Annotated in this window: 14 protein-coding genes; all 14 read left to right on the top strand. The window is 62.0% G+C overall.

Annotation, left to right across the window (positions count from 1 at the left end; genetic code table 11):
- On the top strand, nt 1-2,177 hold a 2,177-nt coding region (locus IFT47_RS19615), incomplete at its 5' end, for a hypothetical protein (RefSeq protein WP_192176538.1).
- Nucleotides 2,174-2,890, top strand: coding sequence for a hypothetical protein (locus IFT47_RS19620; protein WP_192172273.1), 717 nt, complete (start codon nt 2,174-2,176; stop codon nt 2,888-2,890). The genes IFT47_RS19615 and IFT47_RS19620, both read left to right, overlap by 4 nt.
- Nucleotides 2,891-3,020: 130 nt before the next feature.
- Nucleotides 3,021-3,746, top strand: coding sequence for a hypothetical protein (locus IFT47_RS19625; RefSeq protein ID WP_192172272.1), 726 nt, complete (start codon nt 3,021-3,023; stop codon nt 3,744-3,746).
- A gap of 203 nt (nt 3,747-3,949) precedes the next feature.
- The gene (locus tag IFT47_RS19630) at nt 3,950-4,213 is read left to right on the top strand and encodes a PAAR domain-containing protein (protein ID WP_192172271.1); all 264 of its coding nucleotides are present in this window, start codon (nt 3,950-3,952) and stop codon (nt 4,211-4,213) included.
- Between the two features lie 2 nt (nt 4,214-4,215).
- Nucleotides 4,216-5,439, top strand: a complete 1,224-nt coding sequence (locus IFT47_RS19635; protein ID WP_192172270.1) for a hypothetical protein — start codon at nt 4,216-4,218, stop codon at nt 5,437-5,439.
- Between the two features lie 13 nt (nt 5,440-5,452).
- Entirely contained in the window at nt 5,453-8,830 is a 3,378-nt protein-coding gene (locus IFT47_RS19640) for an ImcF-related family protein (RefSeq protein ID WP_192172269.1), read from the top strand.
- Complete coding sequence (gene tssA / locus IFT47_RS19645) at nt 8,827-10,425, top strand: type VI secretion system protein TssA (RefSeq protein WP_192172268.1); 1,599 nt, start codon at nt 8,827-8,829, stop codon at nt 10,423-10,425. The genes IFT47_RS19640 and tssA overlap by 4 nt, the downstream gene beginning before the upstream one ends.
- 22 nt (nt 10,426-10,447) lie before the next feature.
- Nucleotides 10,448-12,217 carry a type VI secretion system baseplate subunit TssF gene (gene tssF / locus IFT47_RS19650; RefSeq protein WP_192172267.1) on the top strand — a complete coding sequence of 590 codons (1,770 nt, stop codon included), beginning with the start codon at nt 10,448-10,450 and terminating at the stop codon, nt 12,215-12,217.
- On the top strand, nt 12,181-13,272 hold the full coding sequence (gene tssG, locus IFT47_RS19655; protein ID WP_192172266.1) for a type VI secretion system baseplate subunit TssG: 1,092 nt from the start codon (nt 12,181-12,183) through the stop codon (nt 13,270-13,272). Before tssF ends, tssG begins: the two co-directional genes overlap by 37 nt.
- A complete protein-coding gene (tssJ, locus tag IFT47_RS19660; RefSeq protein WP_192172265.1) occupies nt 13,253-13,789 on the top strand; it encodes a type VI secretion system lipoprotein TssJ in 537 nt (178 codons plus the stop codon). Before tssG ends, tssJ begins: the two co-directional genes overlap by 20 nt.
- 3 nt (nt 13,790-13,792) lie before the next feature.
- Complete coding sequence (tssE, locus tag IFT47_RS19665) at nt 13,793-14,233, top strand: type VI secretion system baseplate subunit TssE (RefSeq protein WP_192172264.1); 441 nt, start codon at nt 13,793-13,795, stop codon at nt 14,231-14,233.
- A complete protein-coding gene (locus tag IFT47_RS19670) occupies nt 14,230-15,003 on the top strand; it encodes a type VI secretion system ImpA family N-terminal domain-containing protein (RefSeq protein ID WP_192172263.1) in 774 nt (257 codons plus the stop codon). Before tssE ends, IFT47_RS19670 begins: the two co-directional genes overlap by 4 nt.
- A 192-nt stretch (nt 15,004-15,195) precedes the next feature.
- Complete coding sequence (locus IFT47_RS19675; protein WP_244655887.1) at nt 15,196-15,828, top strand: biliverdin-producing heme oxygenase; 633 nt, start codon at nt 15,196-15,198, stop codon at nt 15,826-15,828.
- A complete protein-coding gene (locus tag IFT47_RS19680) occupies nt 15,818-18,043 on the top strand; it encodes an ATP-binding protein (RefSeq protein WP_192172261.1) in 2,226 nt (741 codons plus the stop codon). Before IFT47_RS19675 ends, IFT47_RS19680 begins: the two co-directional genes overlap by 11 nt.
- The last annotated feature ends 35 nt before the right edge of the window (nt 18,044-18,078 follow it).

The following is an 18,078-nucleotide window of genomic DNA, read 5'->3' on the forward strand; positions in this document are numbered from 1 at the left end:
TGCATTTGCGGGATTGGGCGGCGTACGAAAAAGACTCGGCTGTCGTCAGGCCAGGATTTTGGAAATCCGGATCGACCCTTCAGGTTCGCGTCGACGTTAACGACATCCATGGGGACTACCCCGGGCAACGCGGACTGAACGTGCGCAACAAGGCGAGCAAGGGCGCGATCATCGGCTGGCTGCCGCGTGGTGCGGAAGTCCAGGTCAGCGGCGAAGGCACTTATCGCAAGCTTGAAAACACCCCCGGCCCCGATCACCTGAAAGACGCCAGCGGTGCGTTGCGAGGTTATGTCTGCGCCGACTTCCTGCGATCCCTGGCGGGCGAGCAGCATCGGGTCGTTTCCGGGACGCCCCTGAACGTCCGTGCTCAGCCAATGGTTCGCAAAGGCAACGAGATCGGCACGCTGTATCCAGGCACCGAGGTGACGGTCAGTGGCACAGGCCGGTTTCGCAAGCTGGAGCAGGTCAATCAATACGTGCACTTCGCTTCGTTGCAGAGCGGCGCGGTCGAGCCGGAAGCGCGGGGCAGCGTTGTCGTTCTGGATAGGCCGGTTGCGATCAAGGCCGGTGAACTGATCGGGCACATGGGCCGATATCACGAAGGCGCCGTCGATTACCCGGAGAATCGTCTGCACCTGGAGGTGTTCAGCGCGGGCGACGTGAACATGTTCCTGCGCCTGAGCCGCCTTTGGGCAGACAAACTACCCGCCAGCAGCAGGGCTTGGCTGAAACTCGTCAAAGGCACACCCGTGGTCGCGCATCAGGGCACGTTCAGCAGCAAAAAACCGCCGACGTTGAAGGCGGCAGACACGCTCAGCGCCGCGCAATTGTTGCTTCCCAAAAGTTTGCTCGACGGTTTGCCGGCCGAGCGAAAAATCGCAGTGCCTGCCATTGGCGACAGTAAAGCGTGCAACTGGTATCGCCTCGACGGGCTGCTGCACGACGCCGACAACAACCTGCTCGACGGATGGGTACGTGAAGAAGTGGACGTGACGCCGTGGCTCAGTCTTTGGTCGTGGGAGGGTTACGAGACCTTGGCAGACTACGATTCACCGCGGAGCATGCTCGCCTCTTTTATGCGTGCATCAGGCCGGTTCAACGAGGACGAGATCACACGCCATGGCGCGGCGGCTGACAAGGCCGACCAAGGCCCGATCAAAAAGCGCCTGTTCGACATCATTGACCGCAACCGTGACGACAAGCTCAGCGGCAGCGAGATACAAACCGCACTGAGATTGCCAGCCCACGCGCAGTCGATTTCGCAGTTGATAGTTCGCTACCAAAGCGAATGGCATCACGTCCCGGGCAAGTGGGATGCGCTGGACGACTTGCTGGGGCACGGCGGCTCGACGCCTAACCTGAACTGGTTGGCGGAGAAGGAACGGATCAAGGCGATGAGTTGGTGGGCAGAGGTGGCCGGACGGCTTGGGTTGCCCGCAGATGGGAAGTTGCATCATCTGCATCCGATCGGGTTGATCGGGTGTTTTGAAAAGACAGGTGGCCTGATAGATGTCGAAGCATTTTTGACGTTGTATGCCGCGGAACACACCCGCTTCGCTCCGGGCACGCCTGCGCTTACGGCGGGTTCAAGAGAAAATCTGCGCAGGACCGTCCTGGCGATCAACAAGTATTACGAGGAATCCACCGACGTTGCGAGCGTGTACGAGGTTGCTTATATGTTGGCAACGGTCAGACATGAAACCTATCACTGGCCGTCACGCGAGTTTTTCAGCGAAAAACCTGAGATTGGAGAGCTTTCTTACTTTAATAAGTACGACCCTGTACTTGCTCCTAACCCAGGCCAGCGAGCGGAAGCTGTGAAATATGGAAATACCAGTAAGGGCGATGGGTTTAAATATCGAGGGCGCGGTTGTGTGCATCTAACATGGAAGACTAATTATCGAAAGTTTTCTGATTTGCGAGGCTTCGATTATGTCGCTGATCCGGATGCGGCGGCTAAAGTCGAGCATTCAGTGCCTATTATGATCATTGGTATGACCAAAGGGCTTTTTACAGGGAGGAAACTTTCTTATTATTTTAAAGGTGATACGCGCGACTATTTATATGCTAGGCAAATTATTAATAAGATGGATAAAGCAGCGTTGATTGCTTCCTATGCAGAGCACTTTGAAAAAATACTACAGCAGTCATCAAGACTGTCGGGAAAGCTATTATGAAAATTGAGCGCGCGACACTGATGTTCATGTGTTTGTCAATGTCTACTGGGCTAAGCGCGGATTTCTCCTTATCATCTAGTGCCGATAATACGATCTTAACAGCGCGTGTGGATGGTCATGAATTTAAGTACCCGGATATTATTGGTGACCAAGATGGTCTCTGGACGACGGACGGGCTGATCAATAATGCGCCCGCGCTCTACGTTTTGGGTCGAGATAGCTATTACTACACTTTAAAAACGCATGCAGGGGGTGTGCATATTGACTGTGCGTATGCCGATGCCAGAAATTCCACAAATGGGGCCAGAGTGCTTGCTGGTATGTGCGGGCTCGATGAGAGAATTATCGAAGACTTTCAGGTGATCGCTCAGAACTACTCAAACGACTGGCAAGACTCTGTCTACGGATTCGACACATGGCCAATGATCAGCAATAAAACCAGCGGAGACTTTCTCCTGGGAAAAATTGGCGAGGTTGAGGTATACGATCGATATGCCTCCATTGACGATCTCTTGAATGCAAAGCCCGAGAAATACGTAAAAACGTCGTCGGGCTGTTATTACTTCAAACAAAAGCTGGCCTTCCTGGTGTTTAACAAACCTCGACCGGATAAGCCTGTATTTCTAGACGTAATCCGCTCTCACGATCCATTTTTGTTAGATCGGTTAACAGAAGCCAAATTAACAAAAATGGCCGTCAGAAAGTGCCGTTAACAGGAACGGCACTAAGGCATTGACGCGTGCAAATAAAGACAGTTACGGCTAGCAACTAATTGATCCCGATGCACGGGACCTTTTAAAAAGAAAATTAAAGCAGTCACGAAGGCTGTCCGGAGAAATCGCTATGAAAATCGTGAAGGTGTTACTGGGGCTTATGTGCCTGTCGATGGCAACCGGGGTGAACGCAGCCTTTTCAATTTCTTCCAACGACAAAGATGGAACCCTGACAGCACCTGTTAGCGGTCAGGAGTTTCAATATCCCAATATTATCGGCGATCGATATGGCTTATCGACAGGCGTAAAGCTCATCAATAATGCGCCCGCGCTGTTCGCTTTCGGAAGAGACAGTTATTACTACACTTTAAAGGCAGATGCGCGCGGTGCGTATATCGATTGCGCGTATGCCGATGGCAGAAACTCGAGAAATGGCGCTGGAGTGCTTGCGGGGATGTGCGGTCTCAATGCAAAGATCGACGAAGACTCTCAGAGCATTGCACAGGAGCTCGCTAATACTTGGATGCATTCGGTCTACGCATTCGACACATGGCCAATGATCAGCAATAAAACTAGCGGAGATTTTCTTCTGGGAAAAATTGGCAAGGTTGAGGTATACGATCGATATGCCTCCATGGATGATCTGTCGAATGCAAAGCCCGAGAAATACGTAAAAACGTCGTCAGGCTGTTATTACTTCAAACAAAAGCTGGCCTTTTTGGTATTTAACAAGCCTCAGCCGGATAAGCCTGTGTATCTAGACGTTATCCGCTCTCATGATCCGTTTTTATTAGATCGGTTAACAGAAGCCAAACTGACAAAGATGGCCGTCAATAGATGCCGTAAATCCAAATAAAACCTGGGTGCGGGCGCACGAGCAAGCGCTACCCATAGGCAGTTTTCAGAGGCATCTAAAAATGCCTGAAGGACTACCAAACGCACGTTCTGAAGGGCTTTTCCTGCAATGCACATTTTGTGCGAAGCACTGTCACGTCCGGACTTCTGTGAGTTCGGCCGGATTCGATCAACTTTTATTTCTGCCATCAAGAGACAAACATCATGAAAAACATCATCCGCATAGGCGACACACACACCGGAGGCGGCCAGGTGCTTTCGGGTTCCGGGGTCATGAAATTCGGCGGCATTGGCGTCGCCCGGCTGAACGATCCTGTCTTTTGTCCGCTGCCCGGGCATGGCCCGACGTTCGTGGCCGAAGGGCACGCCGCCTTCAATGACAACGGTATCCCGGTCGCCTTTCACGGCCATCGCTGCGCATGCGGATGCCTGTTGATTTCGTCCATGCCGCAAGCGAGTGCACGTTAGTCATGCCGGTCAGACTGGATCAAGTGCCGTCCGTTGCTCAGCGACCCGGTCGGCCCCGGGTGTGGCTGTGGCTTGGCGCACTCGTCTTGCTGGTGATGGCGGGCCTGGCCGGACAGGTGCTGCTGATCCCGCCACCGGAGGAGGGCCGGCCAATCATCCTGGGGCCGGCGGTGTCTTTGTCGGCCATGATCTGGGCTGCCCTTGCCGGATTGAGAGCGATGATCTTCGCCGGCCAACAGCGCTCGGCCGACGGCTGGGATGAGGTGCGGGAAGAGGACCTGGCTCAGCGGATCAGCTGTGGTCGCCGCTCGCTTGACGTATTGGGCGCAAGCCTGCACACCGCGTTGCGAGCGCCGGACTCAGATACACACCCTCAGCTCGATCTGATGCTCGGGGACGAACCCGCCATCAAATCCCAGGTAACAAGACTTGGCGTTGTGGCACGTCACAGTCGCCTGCCCGGGGATGTAGCCGAAGCGCCTGAGGATGTGCTGGATGGGGCCTTGCGCAGAGTGCTCGGTGATCTGGCACCTGCATTGGCGCAGTTCCCACAAAACAGCCCGATTGCGTTGCTGCTTACGGTTGAGACCTGTGTACCCGAGGAAACGCTTCAAGACATCTGGAAACAGGCGTGGCAACAGTCAGGCATCCGGCACGCCCCAGTGCCCGTTGCCGAAACAGGCATGGCCGCTGTCGACCAATGGCTCGACCAACGCGCTGCGGACCAGAGCCCACTGATGGTCATCGCGCTGCAGATCGCCCCCTCGAACGCCGATGCAACGGCTGAGGCCGCCGTTGGGCTGCTGCTTGCAAACCCCACGAACCATAGCGGTGTAACGACGCTTGCCTGCCTTCATCGTCCTGAACCGGAGCGCGAGCAAGACGACACCTCATTGATCCGGGCAATGCGTCAAGCGCTGGACTGGGTACCGCTGCAGCCCGAGCAGGTCGGTCAGGTCTGGCGCGCAGGTGTCGATGGGGCGCGCAACGCCGCAATTGCTGCACAGATCCCAGCGGCCCTGCCGACGGCGGACGCCAAACCGGAGCTGATCGATCTCGACGCGTTGCTGGGCCACGCCGGACCTGCCGCGCCGTGGCTGCCCCTCGCCGCCGCTGCGCTGAATCTGCAGCACGAAGCCAAACCTCAATTTGTTTTGTCCGGGGAGGGTTCGGGTGAAACCGCACTCTGGGGCATGGTCTTGACGCCCGTCCCCGCGCGTCCCTAGCAGGAGCTTTTTTATGCGTATTCCACGTTCTATCGGGTTCGTTGTTCTCACAGCCATTTTGGTGGTGGGCTTCGGCCTGATAATTCTGATATGGCAGTTCCCTCACCTCATGGGCATCGCTGCCGGCAGCGAAGAACAAACCGCATGGCTGCTGGGTGTTGCGGCCGCCACAATAACGGCCTGTGCGGGCGCGGTGAGTTTTCAGTGGCTGACGCAACGGTTGGGGCGGGCGGAATATCTCAGAAAAGCCAGTGAAATCTCTCCCCAGCCAGCATCTGCCGAAGGGACTGGACCGGGCGAGGACAAGGCGCTACAGATCGCCGATGCGCTCAAAGAGCACCTCCACCACCAATACACCGCCTTCCAGCGCACCCGCACCCGCTTCATCCTGGTCGTCGGAGAGCCCAAGCAGATTGAAGCCATCGCCCCAGGCCTGGCCGACGCCCAGTGGCTTGAATCCCAGAACACCGTGCTGCTCTGGGGCGGCAGCCCGCAATCCCAGCTCTGCAAAACCGCCACCCGCTGGCACGACGTAACCCAGCGGCGCGGCCTGGACGGCGCTGTCTGGGCCCTCGATAAACAGCAAAGCGCCAACGCCGTGACGATGGGCAGTGGCGTCGCCGGTCTGCAGCAACTCGCGCGAACCCTGGGCTGGCAGTTGCCGCTGCACCTGTGGGAGGTCTGCGAGAGCAATCGGACGCAGCAAAAGCACGCACGCGGGCCCGCTGGGTCGCTGCTGCCCCCGCGCTTCCGCGGCTCGCAACTGCGGATGATATTGGCCCCCATCGACGACTCGTTGCATCAGATGGGCCTGGCCGAGCTGGCGGTCTACCCTGACCATGACTTTCTCTCCCGGTTGTCCTCCAACCTGAAAGCAGAGGGCATCGCCCGCTGGCACCAGGCCCTGACGCCGTTGCTGGGCAAGTTCGCGCGGGGCGTGCCGTTACGCGGGCTGTGGTTCAGTTTGCCGGCGCTACCGACCGAGTCCGTCGGCAATCTGTGGCTGCCGGGTCCGGCGTGGGCCGGTGTTCTCGCGGGCACACCTCGCGACGCCCGGCGCCTGGGCTGGCCTGTCACGCGCATCAGCTACGCCCTTGCCCTCGGCGCCATGCTGATCGGGTTAACCGGCCAACTGCTGTCGTTTTCCACCCACCGCGCGCAGATCCTCGACATCAAGTCGTCCCTCGCGGCCGTGGAGCCGTCGGGCAACGGCGATGAGCCGTTGCTCGCCCTCAACGCGCTGATCCTCGAAATGGGGCGGCTGAAGGACCGCGCACGCAGTGGCGAGCCATGGTTTCAGCGCTTCGGGCTGAGTCAGAACGATGCCTTGCTCGCGGCGATGTGGCCGCGCTACGTGGAGGCCAATAATCGGCTGATGCGCGACCCGGCGGCGGAGAACCTCAAGCGCCAACTCGCCGCCTTGGTGGCATCGCCCGCCGACAGTCCTCGGCGTGCCAAGGGCGCGCACAACGCATATGTGCAGCTCAAGGCCTATCTGATGATGGTCCGCCCGGAGAAAGTGGACGTGGGGTTTCTGGTCACGGCCCTCGGTCATGCCGAACCGACGCGCATGGGCGTGTCGCCGGGATTATGGAAAGGGCTGTCACCGACGCTGTGGCAGTTTTATGCCGAGCAACTGAAGGCCAATCCGCAGTGGCGCATCGAGTCGGATAACGCGCTGGTGGCCCAGGCGCGGCAGGTGTTGCTGGTGCAACTGGGCCAGCGCAATGGCGAAGCCAGCCTGTATCAGCAGGTGCTGGAGGCCGCCGCGACTCACGCTCCCGATCTCGGGGTTGAGCAGATGGTCGATGACAAAGAGGCGTGGCCGCTGTTTTTCACCGAGGCGCGTGTGCCGGGTGTGTTCACGCGGCAGGCGTGGGAAGGGCAGGTGCGTCAGGCGATCGAAAACATCGTCGCGGCCCGTCGCGAGCAGATCGACTGGGTGCTCAGCGACCGGGAAAACAGCGGCGTCGCGAATACCTCGCCGGAACAGCTGCGAGCGCGGCTGACCGAGCGCTACTTCCATGATTACTCCGGCGCCTGGCTGGAGTTTCTCAACAGCGTGCAATGGCGGCGGGCCGACAGCCTGGCCGACGTCATCGATCAACTGACGCTGATGAGCGACGTCCGCCAGTCACCCTTGATTGCCTTCATGAACACCCTGGCGTGGCAGGGTCAGGCCGGCCATCGCAGTCAGGGTCTGAAAGACTCGCTGATGCAGTCGGCGCAGAAGCTGATGGGCAGCGAGCGCCCGTCGCAGGTCCCTGCCATCAGCCAGCAGCTCGACACGCCGGCCGGGCCGCTGGATCCGACCTTCGGCCCACTGTTGGGGTTGCTGGGCAAGGACGCGGAAGGCAAGGGCGGCGATGACGACCTCAGCCTGCAAGCGTTTCTGACCCGCGTGACGCGGGTGCGCCTGAAGCTTCAACAGGTCAGCCATGCCGCCGATCCCCAGGGCATGACCCAGGCCATGGCGCAAACGGTCTTTCAGGGCAAGAACATCGACCTTACCGATACTCGGGCCTACGGCGAACTGCTGGCGGCCAGTCTCGGCGAGGAGTGGGACGGCGTGGCCCATGCGCTGTTCGTGCAGCCGCTGGATCAGGCGTGGGGCAAGGTCCTGGAACCTTCGGCGATCGCGCTGAACCGGCAGTGGCAGCAGGCGGTGGTTGATGAATGGGACAAGGCATTTCTCGGCCGTTATCCCTTCGCCGCCACCGGCAGCGACGCCTCGTTGACGATGCTGGGCAAGATGATCCGCGCGGACTCGGGGCGCATTGAGCAGTTCTTGCAGCGGGAGCTGACCGGCGTGTTGCGCAAGGACGGCGGTCGCTGGGGGGTGGACCCGGCCCACGGTCAGGGCCTGCAGATCAACCCCAGGTTTCTCGCGGCGGTCAATCAGCTCAGCCACCTGGCCGACGTGCTCTACACCGACGGCGGCATGGGCATCAACTTCGAGCTGCAGGGCAAGGCGGTGCGCGACGTGGTGCAGACCACCTTCGTGCTCAACGGCGCGCGCCATCAGTACTTCAATCAGAAGGAGAGCTGGCAGCGCTTTGCCTGGCCCGGCAGCAGCGATTACCCCGGCGCCAGCCTCACGTGGACCAGCGTGCGCAGCGGCGAGCGTCTGTACGGTGACTTTCAGGGCGCCTGGGGGCTGATCCGTTTGCTGGACGCCGCCACGGTCACCGCGCTGGACGACAGCGACAGCCGCTACCGCATCAGCGTGCCGGCGCCGGACGGCCTGGACCTGACCTGGCACATGCGCACCGAGCTGGGCGCGGGACCGATGAGCCTGCTGGCGCTGCGCAATTTCAAACTGCCGCGACAGATCTTCCTCAACGGCATCGCCAGCGCGCAAACCCCGTCGCGCGCCGAGGTGACGGAATGAGCCTGCAAGCGTTGATCGCCACGACGCTGGGTGAGCGCGACGCGGTGGCCCTCGCCAAGGCCCACGCTACCGAGTGGGCGTCATGGCTGGCTCCGATCAGTGGTGACTCAAATGTGGGTCAGGACCCCGGCTATGACGATGATTTCCAGAGCATGCGCGAGGAGGTCAACAAGCTGTCCGGGGCGGACGCCGATCGGGTCATCGTACTGGCGGAAAAACTCCTCAAAGGCACCTGCAAGGACCTGCGCGTGCTCACCTATTACCTGTGGGCGCGCCTGCAGCGGGACGGCGAAGCGGGGCTGGCGGACGGTTTGAATCTGCTGGCCGCCATGGTTGATCGCTACAGCGTCGAGGTGCTGCCGGCGCGGCCCAACAGTCGCAAGGTCGCGCTGGAGTGGCTGGCGAGCGCCAAAGTCCTCGACAGCCTGACGCTGTACCCGGAAGTGGTGAAGGCCGAGGCCGAACGCACCGTTGCCGCGCTGGCCTGGCTGGATCAGTCGCTGGAAGGATGGCCCGCAGAACAACGTCCGGAACTCGGCGCGCTGTACTCGGCGCTGTCGGCACGCCTGGCCCAGGCCGGCGGACTGGATGCCGTGGTGCCGCAATTCAGTGCCCGCCATGATTCTGCAACCCGCGAATCCCCCGGCCACGGCGCAGCACCCGCGCCACATTCCGTCCGCTCAGGCCGCGACCTGCTGGACAACGGCCGCGCGCTGGCCAGTTATCTGCGCGAGCAACCCCAGGGCTGGCTGGCCGCCCATCGCCTGATGAAAAGCCTGCGCTGGGACACCGTGCACCAGTCGCCGCCCCAGGACGCCAATGGCCGCACGCGACTGGCACCGCCGCGAGGCGAATACCGCGCGCAGCTCAAACGGCTGTACCTGCAACAGAGCTGGAACGAGTTGCTCGATCAGGTGGAGCGCATGTTCGCCGAGGGCGTGAACCATTTCTGGCTCGACCTGCAGTGGTTTCTGTATCAGGCGCTGAGTCGGCAACCCGCGCCGTTCGAGGGCTGGGCGCGGATCGTCAAGGACGACCTGGGCATGCTCCTCGAACGCCTGCCGGGCCTCGAAACCCTGTGCTGGGACGACGGCTCGTCCTTTGCCGACGAGACCACCCGCGAGTGGATCGTTCAGCACGTCAGCACCCAGGGCGCTGCGACGTGGCTGCCTACGCCGGCGGCTTCCACCCCCGACGAAGCCGACATTCTGGCCCTCGAAAGCGAGGCGCTGGCCCAGGCCGACCGCGACGGCGTCGAGGTGGCGCTGGCCTGGCTCGACACCCGACCCGACATTCACAGCGGCCGCCAGCGCTGGCTGCTGCAGCTGCTGATGGCGCGGGTCGCCGAGCAGTACGGCAAAAGCGAGCTGGCGTTGCACCTGCTCGGCGAACTGGACGCCACGGCCCAGCGCCATGTGCTCGCTCAGTGGGAGCCGGCGCGGGTGTTTGAAGTCAAGGCGCGGCTGCTCAAGTTGCTGCGCATGAAAGCCCAGCGCAGCGACGCCGACAAGGCTGCGCTGGGCAAACGGATGGAGCCGCTGCTGGCGGCTCTGGTGGCTATGGACCCGGTGCGCGCGGCAGTGCTGTGCGGCTGACACTTTCAACCAGGAGGTTTTTTTGAACACGGACAATCTGACCCTGCGCTACTTCGATGCGGAAATGCGCTACCTGCGCGAGGCCGGCAAGGAGTTCGCCCAGGCGTTTCCCGACCGCGCCGCTTCGCTGAATCTAGACAAGCCCGGCGCCCACGATCCCTACGTCGAGCGGCTGTTCGAAGGCTTCGCGTTCCTCATGGGACGGCTGCGGGAAAAACTTGACGATGACCTGCCGGAGCTGACCGAAGGCCTGGTCAGTCTGCTGTGGCCCCATTACCTGCGCACGATTCCGTCGCTGTCGATCGTCGAGCTGCAGCCCGACGTAAACCAGATGAAGCAGAGCGAGCAGGTCGCGACCGGCTTTGAAATTCAGTCGCAACCCATCGGCCCCCAGCGCACGCGCTGCAGTTACACCACCACCCAGGACTTGACCCTGCGTCCACTGGCGCTGGATTCGGTGCGCCTGGCCCAGGAACCGGACGGGCGCTCGGTGATCCGCCTGCGGTTTTCCTGTGGTGCGCTGAGCAACTGGGGCCAGCTGGATTTGCGCCGCATCCCGCTGTACCTCAACGCCACCCCGGCGGTGGCCAACGCGTTGCATCACGCGCTGACCCTGGGCACTCAGGCCCTCTACGTGCGTCAGCCCGGGGACGCGCAACGTCAACCGCTGCAAGGACGTTTCGGGCCCAAGGGCTTCGGCGATGACGACCGGCTCTGGCCGAAGGGCGACAGCGCCTTCAGTGGCTATCAGTTGCTGCTGGAGTACTTCAGTTTTCGCGAGAAATTCATGTTCGTGACCCTGCACGGGCTCGAAAACATGAGCATCGCGCCGGACGCGCCGTGGTTCGAACTCGAGGCTGTCCTGAGTGTGCCCTGGCCCCATGCATTTTCGCTGAGCAGCGAGCACATTCGCCTGCACGCCGTGCCGGTGATCAATCTGTTTCCGCTGGAGGCCGACCCGCTGTCCCTTGATCCCTTGCAGACCGACTATTTGCTGCGGCCCATGCGCCTGCAGGACGGCCACACCGAAATCTATTCGGTCGACCGGGTAACGGCGTCCCGCGACTCGGGGCGGGAAGAGTACGTGCCGTTTTCCAGCTTCCGGCACAAGGGCGGCATGCTCCGTGACGAGGCGCCCGAGCGTTATTTCCACACCCGCCTCAAGCGCGGCGCGAACGGGCTGCACGACACCTGGCTGATACTGGGCGGCGAGGGCGCCGACCTTGATCGATTGACCGAGCGGCCGTGCCTGTCCCTGCGCCTTACCGGCACCAATGGGCAACTGCCGAGGAAAGCGCTGCAAAGCACGATCCTTGATACGCCGCTGCACGCGACCCAGTCCGGTCTGCGGGTGCGCAACCTGTGTGCGCCGACCCTGCCGTGCTATCCGCCCAGCCGCGACCGCTTTCACTGGCGGGTGTTGAGCCATCTGGGCTCGAACTTTCTGCCGATGCTCGATAACGCCGAAGTGCTGCGTGGCACCCTGGCGCTGTACGACTGGACCGGCAGCGAGCTCAATCGTCGGCGTCTGGAAGCCATCGTTGAGGTGCGTCATCACCTCATCCAGCGCTTCGAAAAAGGTTTTTTGCTGCGCGGCGTGGACATCGAAGTGACCCTCGATGCCAACGGCTTTGCCGGCGAGGGCGACATCTGCCTGTTCGGCGAAATGCTCAACCGGTTCTTCGCGCTGTACGCCGACATCCACTTGTTCACCCAGATCACCCTGATTCTGCAACCGACCGGGAGGAGCCTGCGATGGAGCGAAAACCACAGCCAGCGGATTCCCGGCTAAGGGTCGCCGAATGGCTCGCTGCCGTGCAGGGTCGGGTGGCCGAGGCGAGCGTCTACCGCTTCTGCCAGTTGCTGGAAGCCGCGGCGCCGGAGCAGCCGCCGATGGGCAGCTCGGAAGATCCGGCGGATGATCTGGTGCGCTTCCGGCCCGATCCCGGCATGGGCTTTCCTGCCAGTGAGTTGAAAGCCGTGGAGTGGTCGTCTGAGGATCAGCCGCTACCTGCAACCGTGCGCACCCGCTTGCTCGGCCTCTACGGCGTGGATTCACCGATGCCGACGCGCTACCTCGACGACATCGCGCAAAAGCGGGAAGGCCACGAGGCGCTGGAGGGGTTTCTCGACATCTTCAACCACCGGGTCTTCACCCAGTTCTACCGGATCTGGCGCAAGTATTCCTACCCGGCCTCGTTCGCGCCCGCTGGGGCCGACCCCACCTCCCAGTGCCTGTTCGGGCTGATCGGGCTGGGTATCCCCGGTACCGCGAAGCGCATCGCCACGCCGCTGTCGCGTTTTCTGGCGTTGCTCGGCGTGATGCGTCTGCCAACCCGCAACGCCGAGGGCATTTCGGCGCTGGTGCATTTGCTGGCGTCTCGCACTCAGGCGTCGATCAAGCCGCACTGGCCGCGAAACATTGCCCTCGACGCGCCTGCCAGCCTGTCGTCCGCGCGGCCGGTGAGTCTGTCCCAGGGCACGCCGTTGGGCTGCGTGGGCCGCGACGTCAACAGCGAACTGTTGCTGACGCTGTTCACCGCCGACCACGACGAGGCGCAGGAATGGCTGCCCGGCGGTGGTTTGCACAGCGACCTGCGGGTGCTGTTGCAGGTTTACCTCGGTTGGCGCTGTACCGCGCGGTTGCGCCTGTCGCTGCCCATCGGCTGCCTGCCGCTGTCAGCGCTGGGCGGACGAGGTGTGCTGCTGGGCATGACCGCCGGACTCGGGTTGCAGGGCAGCGCTGCCGGGATAAACGACATCATCACTATCCATCTGGGCCGTTACCAGGGGCTCCACATCAATCCTCAGGAAAGAGAACCCACCCATGTCGCCTATTTTTTATAAAGCGTTGTCCGTCATCGTCCTCGGCCTCTTCGTCAGCGGCTGCGGGGTGACGCAGAGCGTGTCCGAATCCACCGCAGCAATGACCCAGGCGATTTTCTACAAACAGGTCAGGACCCTGCGTCTGGACTTCGACGGCCGCCTGGCCCTGAACACTCATGGCACGGACATGCGCGAGTTGTCGGTACCGGTGATGGTGCGGGTGTATCAGCTGCGCGATGGCAAGTCGGCGAGCAAAGCCACCTACGACGACCTGCTGCGGGACGCCGACCAGGTGCTCGGCGCTGACCTGCTGGATCAGCGATCGCTGGTGATCAAGCCCGGGGAGGGCGCGCCGCTGGATGTGCCGCTGAACGAAAACGCCGGAGTGATCGCCGTCGTCGGGTTATTCCGCGAGCCCGATCTGCAGCTCAATGAATGGCGCTTGCTGCTCACCCGCGACGACCTCGACCCGGACCGGCCCCGGGTCATCGAGCTGGGCGAAAGCCGGCTGACCCTGCGCCCCCTGGCCGAGGGTTGAGCCATGAGCGAGCTCAACCCTTCGCTGTACGAAACCCTGCTACAGAATTTCAGCGGCGAGCTCGACCTGTCCCGGGTGGGGGAAAACGATCAATACGTGCTCTCGGTGCTGGACAATGTGCAACGTGTGCTCAACAGCCGCGCGGGCACCCTCGCGCACTTGCCCGATTACGGCCTGCCGGACATGGGCGCTGTGCTCGAAGGCTTGCCCTCTGCCGCCCATGGGCTGATGCGAACCATCGCCGACACGCTGCTCAAGTACGAGCCGCGCCTGTTGTCGCTGGACATCGAATTGTTGCCCCAGACCCAGCCGGGCCATCTGGTCTACGCCCTCGACGCCACCCTTGAAGGGAACCGCACCGCGACGTTCGGCACGACCTTGAGCCCGGAGGGAAGGGCGGTGGTGCGTCATCTCAAGCGCCATAATGTGCAGGGCCTAACGTGAGCGGCCAGGCAAAAAGGCGGTCGGGCCTGGACATCCAGCCTGGGGGCGATCCGCGCGCGCTGCCCGAATACCGCATGCTGCGCACCGAAATGGCCAGGCTCGCTCATCCCGCCTGTCCTGATGTCGACTGGCGGCACGTCGAGCAGTGCTGCCTGGGTGTCTTTGCCCGCAATGGCGCGGACCTGCAAACGGCGGCGGGTTACGCCCTGGCGCGCAGTCATCTGGCCGGGCTGAACGGGATGTACGAAGGCCTGTCGGTCCTGGAAACCCTGTTGCGGGCAGACGCCCAACCCTGGCCGCGAGGGGGGCCGGCGCGGGCGGAACTCCTCAATGGACTGTTCGGCTCTTGGCAAGCGGTGCTGCGTGAACTGGAGATCAATGTCGGCGATCTGGCGGACCTCGGTCTGTTTTGCGTGCGGCTTGAGCACGTGCGCCGGACGCTGCTTGAGCGGCTTCCTGTGTCCATCAATAGCCTGGAAGGCTTGCGCACGCAGGTGGAGCAACGGGCGTCGCGGATCGAGCGCGAAGCTCAGGCCGCGGTGCTGGTCGCGCCGAACGCCATGCCGCCCCCATCGCTGCACATCGGGACTCATTCCTCAACCCAGAGAAACACACCAACCCAGAGAAACATCCCAACCCAGAGAAACTCTGCAGCCACGCAGCCAACGTCCACCGACATCAAGGTCACTGCAGAAAAACGCACCGCGATGTGGATCGGATTACTCATCGGCGGATTGCTCGGCCTGCTCGCCGCATTGGCCTGGCTGTGACAATACCCGTGTATCAAGGCTTGCCGACGGCCAAGGTCGCGCCGAGACCATACCGCCCGGCCGAACGTCGGCATTTCCCCGTCAGCCATATTTACAGCCGGGCACTGTCTCCATTAGTGTGCGCGCATCATCTGCCTCAACAGCGGCTGCCGCATGTTCAGGCACGTCCGCTCAGACCGGACACTTTCGCCCTTGGTTGAAATCACCCCTGCGTTGCGCGACCCTTGCGTCCCGGCCCCCTATGCCAGTGTCCTTCAGCAATTGCGAACGGCTACCGCCGTCCAGCACTCGACACTCGAAGCCCGACTGCCACTGACCCACCCCCAGCTTGATCTCGGCACCTACAAACGGATCATCGCGGCCTACTACGGCTTCCATCTGCCCTTGCAACAATCGATTGAGCGCTTTCTTGCGCCCCAGGCCATCGACCCCGCCCGGCAGAAAATCCCCGCGCTGATCAAGGATCTGCACGCCCTCGGCCTGGACGACCTGCAGATTCAGGCGTTGCCGCTGTGCACCGAACTGCCCGCCATCGACAGCGTCGCGCAGTTGCTCGGTGTGATGTATGTCATGGAAGGGGCTACGCTGGGGGGGCAGGTGCTGCGCCGGATCATCGCCAACAGGCTGGGCGTTGATGCCGACAGCGGCGGTGAGTTTTTGGACGTGTACGGCCGCGACACCGGGCGGTTGTGGAAGGCCTTCCTCAAGCAACTGGCCGAGTTCGATGCGCCGCTGCACAACGCCGAGGTGGTGCAGGCGGCCTGTGCCACTTTCCACTGCTTTCAAACCTGGCTGGAGCAAACGGGAGTGTTGAATGACGCTTGACCACACGCTGAACATGGATGAGCTGCTGGACACCTGTGCCAATGAACCCATTCGTATCCCCGGCGCCATTCAGCCCCACGGCGCTCTGCTGACCCTGCTCGAAACCGACTGGACCGTGCAACAGGCCAGCGCCAATGCCTGGCAGATGCTGGGCATCCCCGGCGACGTGCAGGCTGGCGACTCGCTGGTACGCTGGCTGGGCGAGGCGCAGGCCGAGGCCTTGCGCGACGCCGTTCAAGACGCGGATCTGCACAGCCTCGATCCATTGCCGACGCAATGTGCCGGGCAGGCATTCGATGGCCTGTTGCATCGCCACGACGGCCTGTTGTTTCTGGAACTTGAGCCCGTCGTCACACAGGCATCGATGCAGCACTTGGGGCCGCGCCTCACGCGCACCTTGCGTCGCCTGCAATCGGCCAAATCGCTGGACGATCTGTACGCCATCAGCGTCTCGGAAATCCGTGCACTGACCGGCTACGACCGGGTCATGATCTATCGCTTTGAAGAGGAGGGTCACGGGCAGGTCATTGCCGAGTCGGCGACGGCCGAACTGGACGCCTACCTGGGGCTGTTTTTCCCCGCCACCGACATCCCGCAGCAGGCCCGCGAGCTGTACCGCCTGAACTGGCTGCGCATCATCCCCGACGCCGCGTATGTGCCGGCGCCTTTGGTCCCGGCCCTGCGCCCGGATACCGGCGAGCCGCTGGACATGAGCCACGCGGTGCTGCGCAGCGTGTCGCCGATCCATTGTCAGTACATGCACAACATGGGCGTGCGCTCATCAATGAGCATTTCCCTGCTCAAGGATGAACGCCTCTGGGGCCTGATCAGTTGCGGCAATCGCGAGCCGCTGCAGGTGCCGCACACGCTGCGCTCGGCCTGCCAGACCATCGGGCAAGTGCTGTCGATGCAGATCAGCCTGCTGGAAGATCAGCAGACTCAGCGCCAGCGACTGGCCAAGCATCACATGCTGGACAGGCTGTCCAGGGCGATGAACGAGTCCGCTGACGACGTGTACAACGGGCTGCTTGAACACGCCCAGGCGCTGCTGACACTGGTCGACGCCAACGGTGCGGCGGTGATCATCGACGGTCAGGTACACCTGATCGGCCAGTGCCCGAGCACCGAGCAAGTGAGCGCGTTGCAGCAATGGCTGCAGAACCGGCCCGGATCTGTGTTCGAGACGTCCAGCCTTGGTGCCGTGTTCCCCGACGCCCAAGCGTACCAACGCGTGGCCAGCGGACTGCTGGCGTTCAGTTTGCCCAAGCCGGTGGCCAACGGGGTGCTGTGGTTTCGCGCCGAAGTCAGGGGCAGCGTGGAGTGGAGCGGCAACCCGCAACAGGCCAAACGGGTCGTCAATGACCGCCTGCAACCACGGGAATCCTTTGCCCTGTGGGAACAGCAGGTCGAGGGCAAGGCCAGAACCTGGAGCGCCGGTGAGGTCTACGCGGTGTCCGATCTGCGTCGCTCTGCGCTGGAGGCAGACCTGTCACGGCAGGTGCTGCGCGAGAAAGAGGCGGTGCGTGCCCGCGATGAACTGGTGGCCGTGGTGTCCCACGACCTGCGCAGCCCGCTGACGGTTATCGTCATGCAGTGCGGCATGATGCAGCGGGTGATCAACGCCGACGCCACAGCATCTACCAAACGACTCAGCTCTGCCGTCGACATCCTGCAGCGCGCGTCTTCGCGGATGAGCAGCCTGCTGGAGGATTTGCTCGATACGTCAAAGATCGAAGCCGGCCGCTACTTCATCGACGCCGAGCGGCTGGAAGTCAGCCAGTTGTTCGAAGACGCCTGGTCACTGCTCACGCCACTGGCACTGAACAAATTCATCGACCTGACCTTCCACGCCGAACCCGAGCTGACGGTTTTCGCCGATCCGGAGCGCATGTTTCAGGTGCTGTCCAACCTGGTGGGCAATGCGATCAAATTCACCCCCAAGGCTGGTAGTGTGAAGGTCACGGCGGCAGGTGCGGGCGACCATGTGGTGTTCACCGTGGTGGATACCGGGGAGGGTATTCGCAGCGATCAGTTGCCCCATGTGTTCGAGCGCTACTGGCGCAGACGTGAAGGCAACCCGAATGGCACCGGCCTTGGGCTCTATATCTCCCAAGGGATCGTCAAGGTTCACGGCGGTGAACTGACGGCCACCAGTGAAGAGGGCGTCGGCAGCGAATTCCGTTTCACGATACCGCGCGCGTCCAAGGCGTCGTGAATCGGGTGCGACCGCTTTAGCGGCAGGGGGTTATT

Source organism: Pseudomonas sp. CFBP 13711, from assembly GCF_014842265.1.
GTDB lineage: Bacteria > Pseudomonadota > Gammaproteobacteria > Pseudomonadales > Pseudomonadaceae > Aquipseudomonas.

Bases quoted from the DNA above. Each gene is read 5' to 3' on its own strand.
- IFT47_RS19620 (WP_192172273.1), top strand. From the start codon at position 2,174: ATGAAAATTGAGCGCGCGACACTGATGTTCATGTGTTTGTCAATGTCT.
- IFT47_RS19625 (WP_192172272.1), top strand. From the start codon at position 3,021: ATGAAAATCGTGAAGGTGTTACTGGGGCTTATGTGCCTGTCGATGGCA.
- IFT47_RS19630 (WP_192172271.1), top strand. From the start codon at position 3,950: ATGAAAAACATCATCCGCATAGGCGACACACACACCGGAGGCGGCCAG.
- IFT47_RS19635 (WP_192172270.1), top strand. From the start codon at position 4,216: ATGCCGGTCAGACTGGATCAAGTGCCGTCCGTTGCTCAGCGACCCGGT.
- IFT47_RS19640 (WP_192172269.1), top strand. From the start codon at position 5,453: ATGCGTATTCCACGTTCTATCGGGTTCGTTGTTCTCACAGCCATTTTG.
- tssA (WP_192172268.1), top strand. From the start codon at position 8,827: ATGAGCCTGCAAGCGTTGATCGCCACGACGCTGGGTGAGCGCGACGCG.
- tssG (WP_192172266.1), top strand. From the start codon at position 12,181: ATGGAGCGAAAACCACAGCCAGCGGATTCCCGGCTAAGGGTCGCCGAA.
- tssJ (WP_192172265.1), top strand. From the start codon at position 13,253: ATGTCGCCTATTTTTTATAAAGCGTTGTCCGTCATCGTCCTCGGCCTC.
- tssE (WP_192172264.1), top strand. From the start codon at position 13,793: ATGAGCGAGCTCAACCCTTCGCTGTACGAAACCCTGCTACAGAATTTC.
- IFT47_RS19680 (WP_192172261.1), top strand. From the start codon at position 15,818: ATGACGCTTGACCACACGCTGAACATGGATGAGCTGCTGGACACCTGT.